Genomic DNA, 14,404 nt, shown 5'->3' with positions numbered 1-14,404 from the left:
CTTACAGCTCCTCCACTTTGAAGTCACCGAACAGGGTGCGTCCGATGGTGATGGAACCACAGCCATACATACCATAAGAGAAGGAATCGTCCTCCACAGTCAGCAGCTTGCGGCTGTCCACTGTCAGGGAGATGGTGCTGCCCTTTACTTCCAGCTCCAGCAGATAGCTGCGCTCCGGCTTCCACTCAAAGGGAGCCTCGGCCAGTACCGAGAAGCCAAAGTCATTTTTGTAGATCCGGACAGTGCCGTTTTCGCACAGACCAGCGGCATAGCCGCGCATCGCGCCCTGTGCCCGGGCCAGAATCAGGTGGCAATCACCGTTGAGGGGAGTGACGGGAACAGAAACTTTATAATCCTTGCTGTAGTAATTGCCTGCATAAGCGAAGGAAGGCTCGCAGCGCATCAGAGACAGCTTACCATCTTCCTTCTCCCAGGCGCCATGATCCACCGAGAAGGGAGTGATGCTTCCCAGCTCCTTGGCCTGCTTGGCGATGGCGATGGTGTAGGAAGCCTTGCCGGAGATGGAGAACTCATCCAGATACATGCAGCCCAGGGTCTTGGCTTTGGAAACGGAGTAGCCCTCAATGACAAAGCCCACCTCATCAATGAGGTCGCCGCCCACATCGGGGATCTGGAACTGAACAGTCATCCACTGACCCTGTACCAGCTTAATGTAGCCCTGGAGGTGATCCTTCTTGTCGCTGGTGGTACGGACATAAGGAGCGATACCCACAGTCTCCCAACCGGTCCACTGATCCAGATAGAGCTGGAAGGAAACAGTCTGGCCGGAATAAACAGTGGGGGTAAAGACAGGGCTGTAGCGCTCATCGGAGAAATCGTCCCGGCGATAGAAGGGTTTGTAGAAAACCTTGCACTGGTCGCCCCGGCTCATACGGTCCACCAGGATCTTCAGAGAACCGCTGCCGGCAGCCGCGTGCTCGGTGCTGTGCCAGGCTTTGCAGAAGAAGGGATCGGACAGGCGGATATTGTGGGTGGAACCGGGCAGTTCAAAGTCAAAATAGACTTCTCCGGGCCGGAAGCTCTCAGCCAGGCTGGAGGGGACCTCCTCCCCGGCCAGACGATAGCCCAGAACAGCCACTTCTCTGGCATAGGAGGGGATATCCAGAATATTCAGGTAGCCGGAAATACCGGACAATACCAGGCCGTCATTGATGGGGCCCCGATAACGCTCAGGGAGATTTTCGATGCCGCAGGCCACGCCCAGTACGGTACCTACGTTACCAGCGTTGCAGTCGGTATCCCAGCCGCACATGGTGGCGATCTCGATGGTGCGGGCAAAATCGCCGCCGCCATAGATCATGGACAGCACGCAGACACCGGCATTGGGAATGATGTGGCAGACGCCGCCGAACTTGTCATAACCCCAATCCCGTACCAGCATCTGGTAGCAGTCTCTCCAGTTATGGGGATGGGCCTTGTGGAAGTCCAGCACAGCGTGAGCCACTTTGGCATAATCGCTGTCGCCGGGGATCTGAGCAAGACCCGCATCAATGATCTCCCGGATATCGCTGGTGGTGAAGGCTTTGGAGATCGCGGCGCAGAAGAAGCGGGCGCCCCAAACGCCGTTGCCGTCATGGGAAACGCTGGCGGCCACCTGACCATAGTCAGCAGCTTTGGCGGGGTTATCAGGATTGACCAGACCCCAGGTATCAATGAAGATCTGCCCGCCGATCTGCTCGGCGATGATCTTGCCGTTCTGTTCAATGGAGCCGGATTTGGGAGCGGGGATACCGGCCTTCAGGTTCAAATAAGCGGTGTGCTCGGTGCTGCGGCCATAACCGCCCCACCAGAACATGCCGACGCCTTCACGGGCGTAGTTGAGCCAGGCACGGGCCACATCCTGAGGCTCCAGCGGCCGGTTGGCGGCATCATCCCACAATGCCCTCAGGAAGAAAACGGGACCATTTGCATCGTCGTCAGCGGCGAAATTTTTAAATTCCTTGACGTAATCGTGGATATCGCCGTATGTATTGCGGATTCTGTCATAGGTCCAGATGGTAGGCTCTACCGGAGCGCCCAGCCGGATGCCAATGTTCATGCCCAGAAAACCTGCATAAACTTTTTCCAAATAGCGATCGACCATTTTTGAGTTACCTCCTGAAACAGCGTGTTGTTGTTTCCGATTTCATAAAGAAACCGGTTTCTCTCACAACCATCATTATAGCCAGAAAAAAAGGAAAAAACAATGGGCCAAAATACATAATAATTTGAACAAACCTTTATGACAACTACTCAAAGCGAAAGAAAAGCTGGAAAAATCAATAAAATCACTTGTGTTTGCTTCGTGAGCATTTTATAATCAAGCTAAAGAGAAAGGAAAAGGCGAATGCGCTTTTTTTCGAAACCAGTTTCGTAAAATCAAGCAAGGAGAGAGACTGAAATGCAAAAAAAATACAGCATTGCAGATATCGCTCAGATCTGCGGTGTTTCAAAGGCCACGGTCTCCCGAGTGATCAACGATAAGAATGAAGGCGTCAGCAAGGAAACCAGACGCAGAATCCTTAAAACCATGAAGGATCTCAACTATCGCCCAAGCACACTGGCACGGAGTATCACCACAGCACGTTCGGGCATGGTTGGTTTGATCATTCCCGATGCCTCCAACCTCTTTTATCCTGCCATCATCCGGGGGGTAGGGGATTGCCTGGACGAAAACAACTATTCCATGTGCCTTTGCAACTCTGATTCCGACCCTAAAAAAGAAAAGACGCACTTATTGTCCATGGTGGACCATCGGATGGATGGTGTGATCCTTTGCTCCGGTATCTCCAATGACAGTTTTCTGGCGCAGTTCAGCAAATATAACGTACCAATTGTGCTGATCGGCCGTACGTTTGATCTTTATCTCAGCGACGGCAGCGTTACAGGCGACAATGTCAAAGGAGCATTGCAGGCGGTGCAGTATCTGATCCAGTCGGGGGACCGGCGGATTGTATATCTGGATGGTACGGAAGGGGTTTCCGGTGCCATTCAGCGGTATGAGGGCTACCGGCAAGCGTTGGATGGCGCGGGCATTCCGCTGGATGAGAAGCTGGTGGGCTTCGGCTCCTTTTCCATTGAATATGGTTTTCAGGCGATCAATGGTCTGCTCAGCCGCGGGGAAAAATTTGACGCGGTTTTTGCAGGAAGCGACCTGATTGCCATCGGTGTGGTAAAGGCTCTGCAGAGAGCAGGAAAAAAGGTGCCCCAAGAGGTGGAAGTGATCGGCTTTGACGGCATTGAGCTGTCGGAGATTTTTGAACCGCAGCTGTCCACGGTGGTCAAACCTCATTATGATATGGCCCGGGAAGCCGCGCGTATGCTGATGGCCATTATCAATGGTCAGGAGGGTGGGCTTCGCCACATTACAGTGGCTCCCACGCTGACGCTGCGCAGCACCACCAGGCCCAGAAGCAATAAAAAATGATCATTTCTCTGTGAAGAGCTGCAGGGAAAGAGCTTTTATCAAAGCGAAACAAGAAAATACAAAATGAGGCTGAAAGTAAAATTTCAGCCTCATTTTTTGCTTGTTTTGACGTAACTGGTTTACGATTTCAGTGAACCATAAAATGTTCCCTTAGATTGCAGAAAGCCCAATCTTTATAAAAATAAATAAAAAATTGTCAATTAGAAAGAGTTTTGTAGGGATAATACAAATATATCGTTCCTTTTTTGGGCGAGTATCCCCTTGAAAACGCCCAAAAAGATATTTATAATGAAAAACAGTGTACGAAACCGGTTTATCTATTTCTTTCGTCGATTACTGCTTTTTAAGGCGAAAATCCATGGAAACAGGAGGTCAGCAGATGAAAGCAAAACAACCAGTCATCATCAATCAGCAGCCAGGATGGCGTCGGGCTCTGCATCAGATGTGGGCGGACAAGGTCCTGTATCTGTTGTTGCTGCCGACACTGATTTACTTCATTTTGTTCCGGTTGTGGCCAATTTGGAACCTGCGGATGGCTTTTTACAACTATCGTGCCAGAGGTCCGTGGGAATGGGTAGGGCTGAAATGGTTCAAGATGATTTTTGACAGCTCTGCCTTTGGGGACATTTTGTGGAACACCCTGGTCATCAGCTTTATGAAGTATGTGCTGCTGTTCCCATTCTTCGTGATTTTCGCGCTGATGCTCAATGAGATCCGTTCCACCCGGTTCCGCAAATATGTGCAGGTGGTCTCTTATCTGCCTCACCTGCTGTCTTGGGTGGTTATCGCCGGTATCTGGATGGCGCTGCTCAATCCCAGCACCGGTGCGGTCAATCAGCTGATGGGCTTCTTTGGCATGGAACCGGTTGACTTTATGACCGATAAGGGAGCCATCCGCTGGGTGCTGTTCTTCTCTGAAGGCTGGCGCAGCCTGGGATGGGATTCCATCGTCTATTTCACCGCCATCCTGGCCATCAGCCCTGACCTGTATGAGGCCGCGGCCATTGATGGCGCCAACCGTCTGCAGATCATCAAGAGCATCATTTTGCCCGCTTTGGTAGTGCCCATGACCACCATGTTCATCCTGAACCTGGGCTTCTTTATGTCCGCCGGTTTCGATCAGGTGTTCAACTTCACCAACCCCGCTGTCAACAGCGTCATCGATATTCTGGACACCTACATCTACCGTCTGGGTCTGGAGAACGGACAGTATTCCCTGTCCTGTGCCGTGGCGCTCATTAAGGGCCTTGTGGGTGTGGTACTGGTGCTGCTGACCCATGTGGCATCCAAGAAGGCCACCGGCAAGGGTGTCTGGTAAGGAGGGGAGAAAAGGATGAAACAGCCAAAACGCAAATATAAAATCAGTCTTTCCCAGATTGTGCTGATGCTCATCATGTTCCTCTTTACCCTGAGCATCGTAATCCCCATGCTGAATATGCTGGCCCGCAGCCTTTCTGATCCCAAGGTTTCCGGCTCCATGATGGGATTGGAAATCATCCCTAAGGATCTGAATTTCATCAATTATCAGGTCATTGCCAGCAACCCCGTTATCGTACCTTCCTTGTTCAACTCCATCTTCATCACTGTGGTGGGTACGGCGCTGAATATGCTGCTGACCATCACGGCCGCCTATGTCATGACCCGGCCGAAGCTGTTGGGTAAACGGGTGCTGATGGTGTTCTTCATCATCATGATGCTCTTCGATCCCGGTCTTGTTCCCGAATACTTCGTGGTCAAAGATCTGGGGCTGATGGGCAGTCAGTGGGCCGTTATTCTCTCCATGGCCGTTAATGTTTATTATCTGGTTATTATGATGCGCTACTTTGAGGCGGTCCCCACCTCCCTGTTTGAGGCGGCCACCATTGACGGCGCGGGACATATCCGGATGCTCTTTTCTGTGGCGGCCCCCCTGTGCAAGCCCGGTATTGCCACTTTGACCATGTTCTATGGCGTTATCCGGTGGAATGAATACCTTCGTTCCGGTGTCTACATCAGTTCTCTTTCCAAGAGCCCCCTGCAGGTGGTACTGCGGAAATTTGTGGTGGATGGCGATGTCACCACCCTCATCGGTACCCAAAACCTGCTCAACTACAATGAACTGGCACAGATCGATTACACCGCTCTGCAGTATGCCGTTATGATCGTAGCCATCATCCCCATTTTGCTGATCTATCCCCTGGTACTGAAATATTACACCAAGGACATTATGGCCGGCGGTGTAAAGGAATGATTCTTTTGGTCTCTTTCCCGCCGTGAAGCGGGAATAGCAGATAAAACCACAGTGTATCGCGAACCCCAAATGATTGTTCAGGAGGTTAAGAGAATGAAAAGATTGTTGTCAATCGCCCTGGCGGCCATGATGACCATGGCGCTGTGCACCGGTTGCGGCGGTTCTCAGGAGGAAGCATCTTCCGCTGCGTCTCAGCCTGCCAGCTCCGGCAGCAGCACTGCGGCCCCCACCGGAAGCAGCGAGTGGCCTGATATTGGTTCTGCTGATGCTCCGGTTACCGTAAGCCTGCTCATCAAAGATGTTCTGCCCACTGAGGAGGACGTCATTGAGATGGAGAAGGTTGTGGAGGAGAAAATGGCTTCCCACGGCCAGTATATCGATCTGGTGATCGTGGAGCCCCCGGCGGGTTCTTATGGCACCGCGGTTCCTCTGGGCCTGCGTACCGGAGAGATCGATGCGGACATCATTTATTTCCAGGGTGGTGACCTGGCTATCGCCCAGGAGGGTCTGCTGGAGGATCTGACTCCTTATGTGGAGGGCTCCACTTTTGTCAAGGAGATCATGCTTCCCGTCAATGAGGCTCAGATCACCAACTATCCTTACCTGCTGTGGCTGGAGCCTGCCCGTACTCCCGTCCCTGTCATGCGTAAGGACTGGGCGGAATCTCTGGACAGCTATGCCAAGCTGGTGGAAGATCCCACTGTGGACAACTACTATGCTCTGTTCAAGGAAATGAAGGACAAGGGTCTGGTGGAATATGCGCTGACCACCGATAATGCCAACAACAACGGTGATGGCAACCTGGCCCGGATCAACAGCATCTTCAATCAGGCTTTCGGCGTTACCGCCACTCTGGTAAAGCAGGATGGCAAGTGGGTATTCTCCAAGGCTACAGAGGCTGAGAAGAACAAGCTGGAGTTCTACGCCAAGCTGTATGCAGAGGGCCTGCTGGATCCCGAGTATCTGACCAACACCTGGGATGTCATGGAGCAGAAGTTCTATGACGGCAAGGCTGGTATGATCGCTGGCAACGCTGGTGACACCATCAAGATCTACAATGACAAGATGGTATCTGTTCAGGGCACCGAGCTGGTGGCGCTGCCTCCGGCCAAGGGTGTTGCCGAGGGTTACTCCGCGGTGGATACCACCAAGGCTTCCCGTGGTTTTGCCATCAATGCTTATTCCGAGAACAAGGATGCCGCTTGGGCTTTCCTGGAATTCATGGCCAGCCCCGAGGGACGTATCCTGGATAAGTGCGGTATCGAAGGCAAGCACTACAACATCGAGAACAATCAGATCGTCTTTACCGATCGCTTCCCTGAGTGGTGGTCCCGTATTCATCCTACCACCAACAACTTCAACCCCGAGCCTCCTCTGGCCGAACCCATCTACAGCCAGGCTGCTCAGGATTCTTTGACCCTCTCCGATCAGTATTATGTAGAGGATGTCAACGTGCTGGTTCCCGAGGAGCTGACCGCTCAGTGGGATGCCATGAAGCTGCTTTATGATGAGTATTCCGCCGACTTTGTCAGAGGTGTCAAGCCCCTGTCCGAGTTTGATGACTTTGTGGCGGAGTGGAATGCTGCCGGCGGCGACGCTTTCAGTGAGTATCTGGCCGGTGTGCTGGGCTGATCCTCATTTGAAATCCCTTGGAACAAAAGCAATACGGAAACTGAGCCAGGGGGCTTGAGGCCCCCTGGCGGATCATCAAACTAACAAAGCTGGAGGTCCATTCATGAGAACAAGAAAAGAACTGGCGGCAGACCCTGCACTGGCCTTTGAGAAGGCATACGGCGCCCTGTCCGGTCTGGCCATCGGAGACTCCCTGGGAGACGCGTGCAGAAAGCAGGAAAATCGTGTCAACTATGGTTTCACCACTGACTTCAACAAAGGCGCTTCCTGGAGCACCGATGATACCGAGTTTGCTCTGCTCACCGCAAAGACCCTCATCAAGTGCGGTGGCGAGCTGACCAGCGAAAAGGTAGTCGAGGCCTGGCTGGAGGATGTGGCGGTACAGGATGAATTCAAGCGGGGCGGCGCCAGTGAAATTGAGGCTGCCAACAATCTGCGGAAAGGCCTGCGGCCTCCCCTGTCCGGCAAGTTCAATACCTATCATATGAGCGATGGTTCCGCTATGCGGATCGGTCCGGTGGGAATCATCTGCGCCGGAGATCCGGAGCGTGCGGCCAAGTTGGCGGAAATCGATGCCTCTGTCAGCCATTACAGAGATGGTATCTGGGGCGCCCAAGCAGTAGCTGTGGCTGTCTCTCTGGCGATGGTGGATGCCTCCATGGATGAGATCTTTGACGCTGTGCTCAAGGTGATTCCCCAGGAATCCTGGCTCTATTACAACATGAACCGGGCTTTCCAGATCGTGGATGACGCCAAAGGCTGTGTCATGGATGCCTGGATGCCTCTCCATGATGAGCTGTTCACCACCACCTGGGCCACAACTGCTGAAGCGCTTCCCTCCGCGTTTGCCTGCCTGCGGATGAAGAACAGCAGTTTCCGGGAAGGTGTACTGCTGGCCGGCAACTTTGGCCGGGATGCTGACACCATCGGTGCGGTAGCAGGATGCGTTTTGGGAGCCAAGTACGGCATTTCCGGTATTCCGGAGCGCTGGGTGGAAAAGACCCGCTATCCCACTGGTACCTGCCTGCAGTTTGCCGCTGGCGTAGATATCAAGGACATGGCGGAAAAACTGGCTGCTCTGATTGTTTGATTTTGTTTCCATCATAAGAGCTCAGCTGAGGCGGCGCGGTTTTGACCGCGCCGCCTTTTCCAGCTTTAAGCGGGAAGGGAAGGATGGACTTTCCCTTCCAATGGTTTTATAATAAGAAAAAAGGATTTCCGTTGCAGTGTTACTGAAAATGGTGGAGGAAAAGGAATGGAACAGCGTATTTTGGTTATTGGCAGCCTGAATATGGATATGGTGGTAAACGTAGAGCAAATGCCCCTTCGCGGAGAGACCATCATGGGCAAATCCCTGGCCTATGTGCCTGGCGGAAAGGGCGCGAACCAGGCTTGTGCCGCGGGAAAGCTGGGAAAGAATGTAGCGATGCTGGGATGCATTGGAGATGATGCCAATGGCAGCATTCTGCGGGACAGCCTGAGCGCCGCCGGGGTGGATGTTTCTCCTCTGGTTGTCTGCCCGGGTGTTCCTACAGGCCTGGCGGTCATCACCGTGGACAGCACGGGGGGAAACAGCATTATTGTTATTGCTGGAGCCAACGGACAGTGCGGTCCGGAGGTCATCCGTGCCCATGAGCAGCTGATTGCTGACCATGACATTATTGTACTTCAACTGGAGATCCCCATGGAGGCGGTAATGGAAGCGGTGCGTCTGGCCAAGGCCCATGGCAAGACTGTGGTGCTCAATCCCGCCCCGGCGCCGGACAGCCTGCCGGACGAGCTGCTGCGGTCGGTGGATTATTTCACACCCAATGAGACTGAGCTGGCGAAGCTTTCCGGTATGTCCACCGATACGGTGGAACAGGCGGAAGAGGCTGCGGGAATGCTGATCCGCGAGAAAGGTGTGGGTGCGGTTCTGGCGACCATGGGCAGCGCAGGTGCTCTGTTGGTGACCAAGGAGGGAGCGCAGCTGATCCCGACCAAAAAGGTCCAGGCGGTGGATACCACAGCGGCGGGAGATACCTTCCACGGCGGATTTGTTACCGGATTGGCGGAGGGACGTTCGCTCATGGACGCCATCCGGATGGGCAATACAGCTGCCACCATTTCCGTCACCAGAAAAGGGGCCCAGACCTCCATCCCCACCCGGGAGGAAGTAGACGCTCTTCTGTAATGGGCAAATATCGCAAAAACGTTTGCAGCTGCCTTAAAGAAAACAAACAGCGCCGCGGAACTGGCTTGATAGCTGGTTCCGCGGCGCTGTGCTTTTCATTTTGCAGAGATTGGTTTAACAAAAAATCTTTTTTGAAATTATCCTATTTGGATATAAAGCGTATTTTATACAGATAGAAATTATTCTTCCACCGGAATCTCCACGCAGGAAGCGTTTATGCCGCCCCAATGGAGGGTAATGTTGGCTTTGCGACGCTCCTGGCTGTCAAAGCCCAGTTCGGTGTTGCTGTTGGGGAAGATAAAGTTCTTGGCGCTGGAGGTGATGGTCAGACGCATCCGGTGGCCGGGAAGGAAAGTGTTGGAGATTTTGGTGGTACGCACAGGAATTTTATACACCTGTCCTGGTTCCATATATTCCGGCTGCTCGAAGCTGTTGCGGTACTTGGCGCTGATGACGCCGTCCGCCAGCTTGACGGACCGTCCGTTTTCGTCCACATCGGTCAGGCGTACCACAAAATCGGTATCCGGGCAGTCACAGGAGACATAAAGGGTTGCGCGCAGCTCGCCGGTAACGGTGAGAGGAGCGGTGAGCACAGGGGTGGTGAAGGAAAGGATATCTGCTCTGCCTTCCTCTTTGGTGTAATCCTCCGGTACCTCCAGCTCGTTTTCAGACATATCCACAATATGGGTGGCCGGATTTTCCGGGTCATAGACATAGCCTTCCACACCGCTGTCCCCAGGGGCCTGAGCACTGAGCAAACCGGCGCCGCAGCAGTCCCCGGTTCCGGCAGCGGGAGCGGAACCGCTCTGGAGATAATAGGTGCAGACCTTTGAGCTTTCCACCGGCCAGCTATCCGCTGTTTTCCAGCGGTTGTCTCCCAGAGTGTAATACTCCACCGCAGGAGTTTTCTCAATGCCGTTGTCCACGCCTTTGAGGAAATGCTCCAGCCACAGCATGCACTGGATGTCCATATCATAGCGCAGAGCATCTTCACCCAGCCAAACCTTATGAAGGTCATAGTTGGCGTTTCCGCTGTGCATCCAGGGACCAAGGATCGCTTTCCAGCTGCCTTTGGGCCAGTTTTTCACCAGCTCCAGGGCCTCGGTGGTACCCATACCGTTGTCATCAAACCAGCCGGACATGATCAGTGCCGGCACCGCACCGCCCTGGTAGCGCTTCTGCCAGTTGGACATCTTCCAGAATTCGTCCAGATCCCGGTGTTTCAGCCAGTGGGAGAGGAAGGGCACCTCGTGTCCCAAAGCTTTGACGGGGATATCCTTCAGGGGACGGATGTTCAGCACCTCATCCCAGTCATCCCGGACCATCAGATCGGGACGCATCCGCTGTTCTGTCATGGCGAAGGCCCAGGCCAGCATACCGGAATTGAAGCAGCCGCCCCGGCGGGGGATATCCACAAAGGCGCTGCCGGCGCAGACGCTGCTGAGCATAGCTTTCAGATGGGGATTGCCGCTGGCCGCCGCTGCCCACTGTACATATCCCAGATAGGAGCCTCCGGTCATAGCCGCCTGGCCGTCGCTCCACTCCTGAGCAGCCATCCAGTTAAGGGTGTCATCGCCATCCTCAATTTCATGATATTGCGGCTCCCATTCTCCGGTGCTGTCCTCACGGCCCCGCACATCCTGGATGATAACAGCATAGCCGCGGTGCAGGAAACGGAAATAGCCTTCCGCCCCCTTCCCCTTTCCATAAGGGGTCCGCACCAGTACAGAGGGGAAGCGGGTGCGGATGGGATCAACCGGCAGATAGACATCGGTGGCCAGCTTTTCGCCATCCCGGGTCGGCACCTGGAAGGTTCCCAGCATCCGGATGGGGAAGCAGGGCCCTGGCTGATACTCATCGCCATCTGCGATGGTGCCGGGGAAAACCTGTTCCCACAGTGCCACAGGGGTCTGCCGCTCCATTCCTTTCTTCACCAAAACAGCGGTGTAATCCCGACCGCTCATCACTACCGCGAAAATAACGCCACCCTGATGAAACAGATCCATGGGGAATTTGATATCCCGCTGGAAATAGGCTTCACCCCGCCGTGCCTGGAACCGCTGACCGTTTTCGGTGACAAACACTTCCGGAGCGGAGGACATTTTGCTCTCATATTCCTTACGATGCTGGAAGAAGGAAAGCATACTTCTGTTGCACAACACCTTGAAAAAAGCGTCGTTTTCCTCAGTGAGGGGAGCTTTAGGAAGCCACTGTACGGTTTTTTCATCCAGTCGTTCCACCATCAGGGAAGTGTCGTCCTCCAGGAACTTTCCGCAAAGCACGCCGGAAAAATAGAAATTCCACTGTGTCATGGTCCGTTCTCCTTTTTTGTTTTAATCAGCTGTGATTTTCCATCCAAACAGGAGCTCTCCATCTCCTGTCATACCAAAGGCTTTATCTGCGCTTCTTTGGAAATGGCTTCAAAGTCAGAAGCCGTAGAAAGATCAGAAGCCGGGAAACAGGCGGAGAGCCGTGTGCCGCTTGGTTTCGTACTCAGTATAGCTGAAAAGGAAAATCAAAACTACATATTTTTAGTGCTTCAACGGCGAGGGATGCCCCGGGATCCACAGTGACACGGAATAACCATGTTCACCCTCCCAAGGCGTTCCCCCGCCGAAAAGCTTAAGAAAAAATTTTTACTTGAAGACTGTTATGCCACTCCGGCCAGGGCACGCACCAGATAAGCGATGGCGATACCGCAGTAGTTGCCGCAGACAGCGCCGATGATACCCATCAGCAGGCCGACGCTGATCAGGCTCTTCCACTTGGCGCCGGAAGCAACCAGAGCGGCGGAAGTACCGTCGGCGATAGCGCCAACGATGCCCAGCAGAACGTACTCATACTTGATTTTCAGCGCTCTGGTGATGATCAGATGGAGAACCAGGCTGAAGAAAATGACGCAGAAGCACAGAGCGGTGATGGCGAAAGCGGAACCCAGGAAGCCCTGAATATCCACAGAGAAGCCCACCACGCACAGGAACATCATACCAAAGAACAGGCCCAGGTTGTTGGCGCCTCTCAGCTGGCGGACAGCAGGAACCTGCGCTACCAGGATAGAGAGGGTGGAGATGAGCAGGATGCGTCCGGCGCTGGCGAAATCAGCGCTGAAGAAGGTGGAAAGCTTGGTGGAGATGGCAACCACGGAGGCGGCAATGGCCAGCAGGATGGCGATCTCCTTGATGCTCCATTCCTGAGCTGCCATCAGCTCAGTGTGGCTGCCGTCGCCCTGCAGTTCCTCGTCGGTGAAGGAATAGGGCCAGAATTTCTGCCACTTTTTGGAGTTTTTCATCAGCGCGGGAGCCGCGAACATCAGAATCAGAGAAGGCATACCGATCACATAGTCAGCAGCATTGGCCGCGGCGATGGTGGAAGCGGAGGCGTTGAGGCCGGTGGCGATGGCGGTCAGGTTGGAGCTGCCGCCGGTATAGGTACCCACGAACATACCGGCCACTTTCCAGCCCTCATCGATCTGAGGGGCGAAGATGGTACCGAAAATCAGGGCCACCAGGCTGACGCTGAACACCGCGGAGGCGATGGACATCAGCGGCTGCCGGGACATTTTGACGATCTTCTTGAAATCCACGTTGAGCAGATACAGGGAGATGGAAATGGGAATGCAGTAGGTGGAAATGGTACCGTACAGCGGGCAGTTATTGGTAACGATTTTCAGGTTGACCAGGATGATGCCGGCAACGATAACGAACAAAGCGGGGCCCAGTGTCCGGAAGCCCTTGAATTTTTGTACCCAGAAAGCCACGGCGATCATGCACAGCACTACCGCCAGCATGCTTTCAGAGGTTTGGAACAGAGGAAACATAGGTCACTTCTCCTTTTCTTCTTTCTCAAAGGGGGATATCAGAAGGAAATATCCAGGCCCAGACCGGGTTTCTCGGAGAGGGTGAACTGGTCGCCCTTCCGCTCAAAGCCGCCGGGCATACCATTGTCAGCGTCTTTATAATAGAGGAAGCTGTCGCAGTCCGCTTCGGTGATGTTCTTCCGGGAAGCCACCAGGCTCAGTCCGGCGGTGATGGCGATCTTGGTTTCCAGCATGCAGCCTACCATGCAGGTGATGCCGAAATTCTCCGCCAAGGTGCTGATCTGAGCGCCGCGATAGAGGCCGCCGCACTTCATAAGCTTGATGTTGAAGATGTCGGCAGCGCCCAGCTTGCAGGCTTTGGCCGCGTCCTTGGTGGTGTGGATGGATTCATCCAGCATCAGCTGAATGCCGGTGACATGCTGCTTGAGGTAAACAGCGCCATCCAGATCCCAGTCAGGCAGGCACTGCTCCACCGCCTCGATGCCGTATTTCTTCATCCCTTCCAGGGCATAGATGGCTTTGCTGATGGTATAGCCCTGATTGGCGTCCACCCGCAGACGGATGGAGGGACCTACCGCTTCCCGGATGAGGCTCAGGGTGCGCAGATCCTCGTCGGGATCGATGCCCGCTTTGATTTTCAGAATCCGGTAGCCCTGGTTGTGGACATAGTCCGCCGCGGCTGCCGCCATCTTCTCAGGAGTGCTGATGCCGATGGTCACATCGTTCTGTACCACCTTCTGGTAACCGCCCAGTACACGGTACAGCGGCTGGCCCATCACTTTGCCCTTGATATCGTGGAGGGCAATATCCACAGCGCACTTGGCAGAGCCATTGTCGTGAATGAGGCTGTCCATCATGGCATGGATCTTCTCAATATCCAGAGGATTCATACCAATGAGGCCGGGACGGAACATTTCCAGTACAGCGATGGTGCCTTCGGCAGTCTCACCGGTGACAGGAGCAAAGGGAGCGGCTTCTCCATATCCGTCAATACCCTCATCGGTTTCGATCTTGATCAGAACGCTTACCGAGTGGGTCACCTCGGCAAAAGCCACCTTAAAGGGTTCTGTCAGCTCGATGTAGAATTTCTCAATTTTCACGTTGGTAATTTTCATACTCGATCCT

At 53.9% G+C, this 14,404-nt stretch carries 10 protein-coding genes; 6 read left to right on the top strand and 4 right to left on the bottom strand.

Annotation, left to right across the window (positions count from 1 at the left end; all coding sequences use genetic code 11):
* Position 1: 1 nt before the first annotated feature.
* The gene (locus BQ5383_RS01075) at positions 2–2,104 is read right to left on the bottom strand and encodes an ADP-ribosylglycohydrolase family protein (protein WP_071428970.1); all 2,103 of its coding nucleotides are present in this window, start codon (positions 2,102–2,104) and stop codon (positions 2–4) included.
* 297 nt (positions 2,105–2,401) lie between these two features.
* Here BQ5383_RS01075 and BQ5383_RS01070 point away from each other — a divergent pair, with 297 nt between their 5' ends.
* From BQ5383_RS01070 to rbsK, 6 genes are all read left to right on the top strand, one after another.
* A complete protein-coding gene (locus tag BQ5383_RS01070) occupies positions 2,402–3,427 on the top strand; it encodes a LacI family DNA-binding transcriptional regulator (RefSeq protein WP_071428969.1) in 1,026 nt (341 codons plus the stop codon).
* Between the two features lie 379 nt (positions 3,428–3,806).
* Positions 3,807–4,745: an ABC transporter permease gene (locus BQ5383_RS01065; protein ID WP_071428968.1), complete on the top strand. Its 939-nt coding sequence runs from the start codon at positions 3,807–3,809 to the stop codon at positions 4,743–4,745.
* A gap of 15 nt (positions 4,746–4,760) precedes the next feature.
* The gene (locus BQ5383_RS01060) at positions 4,761–5,657 is read left to right on the top strand and encodes a carbohydrate ABC transporter permease (RefSeq protein WP_071428967.1); all 897 of its coding nucleotides are present in this window, start codon (positions 4,761–4,763) and stop codon (positions 5,655–5,657) included.
* 93 nt (positions 5,658–5,750) lie between these two features.
* Positions 5,751–7,289, top strand: coding sequence for an extracellular solute-binding protein (locus BQ5383_RS01055; RefSeq protein WP_071428966.1), 1,539 nt, complete (start codon positions 5,751–5,753; stop codon positions 7,287–7,289).
* Between the two features lie 103 nt (positions 7,290–7,392).
* The gene (locus BQ5383_RS01050; RefSeq protein WP_071428965.1) at positions 7,393–8,379 is read left to right on the top strand and encodes an ADP-ribosylglycohydrolase family protein; all 987 of its coding nucleotides are present in this window, start codon (positions 7,393–7,395) and stop codon (positions 8,377–8,379) included.
* A gap of 165 nt (positions 8,380–8,544) precedes the next feature.
* Entirely contained in the window at positions 8,545–9,462 is a 918-nt protein-coding gene (gene rbsK / locus BQ5383_RS01045) for a ribokinase (RefSeq protein WP_071428964.1), read from the top strand.
* 179 nt (positions 9,463–9,641) lie between these two features.
* Here the strand turns inward: rbsK and BQ5383_RS01040 are convergent, their stop codons facing one another.
* The 3 genes from BQ5383_RS01040 to BQ5383_RS01030 all read right to left on the bottom strand — a co-directional run bounded on the left by BQ5383_RS01040 (position 9,642) and on the right by BQ5383_RS01030 (position 14,394).
* A complete protein-coding gene (locus BQ5383_RS01040; RefSeq protein ID WP_071428963.1) occupies positions 9,642–11,774 on the bottom strand; it encodes a CocE/NonD family hydrolase in 2,133 nt (710 codons plus the stop codon).
* A gap of 338 nt (positions 11,775–12,112) precedes the next feature.
* Positions 12,113–13,279, bottom strand: a complete 1,167-nt coding sequence (locus BQ5383_RS01035; RefSeq protein ID WP_071428962.1) for a DUF819 family protein — start codon at positions 13,277–13,279, stop codon at positions 12,113–12,115.
* A gap of 38 nt (positions 13,280–13,317) precedes the next feature.
* Entirely contained in the window at positions 13,318–14,394 is a 1,077-nt protein-coding gene (locus tag BQ5383_RS01030; protein ID WP_071428961.1) for a mandelate racemase/muconate lactonizing enzyme family protein, read from the bottom strand.
* Positions 14,395–14,404: the final 10 nt, after the last annotated feature.

The organism is Angelakisella massiliensis, from assembly GCF_900104675.1.
Lineage (GTDB): Bacteria > Bacillota > Clostridia > Oscillospirales > Ruminococcaceae > Angelakisella > Angelakisella massiliensis.
This window is presented reverse-complemented; position numbering and strand designations above follow the sequence as displayed.

Bases quoted from the DNA above. Each gene is read 5' to 3' on its own strand.
- BQ5383_RS01075 (WP_071428970.1), bottom strand. From the start codon at position 2,104: ATGGTCGATCGCTATTTGGAAAAAGTTTATGCAGGTTTTCTGGGCATG.
- BQ5383_RS01070 (WP_071428969.1), top strand. From the start codon at position 2,402: ATGCAAAAAAAATACAGCATTGCAGATATCGCTCAGATCTGCGGTGTT.
- BQ5383_RS01065 (WP_071428968.1), top strand. From the start codon at position 3,807: ATGAAAGCAAAACAACCAGTCATCATCAATCAGCAGCCAGGATGGCGT.
- BQ5383_RS01060 (WP_071428967.1), top strand. From the start codon at position 4,761: ATGAAACAGCCAAAACGCAAATATAAAATCAGTCTTTCCCAGATTGTG.
- BQ5383_RS01055 (WP_071428966.1), top strand. From the start codon at position 5,751: ATGAAAAGATTGTTGTCAATCGCCCTGGCGGCCATGATGACCATGGCG.
- BQ5383_RS01050 (WP_071428965.1), top strand. From the start codon at position 7,393: ATGAGAACAAGAAAAGAACTGGCGGCAGACCCTGCACTGGCCTTTGAG.
- rbsK (WP_071428964.1), top strand. From the start codon at position 8,545: ATGGAACAGCGTATTTTGGTTATTGGCAGCCTGAATATGGATATGGTG.
- BQ5383_RS01040 (WP_071428963.1), bottom strand. From the start codon at position 11,774: ATGACACAGTGGAATTTCTATTTTTCCGGCGTGCTTTGCGGAAAGTTC.
- BQ5383_RS01035 (WP_071428962.1), bottom strand. From the start codon at position 13,279: ATGTTTCCTCTGTTCCAAACCTCTGAAAGCATGCTGGCGGTAGTGCTG.
- BQ5383_RS01030 (WP_071428961.1), bottom strand. From the start codon at position 14,394: ATGAAAATTACCAACGTGAAAATTGAGAAATTCTACATCGAGCTGACA.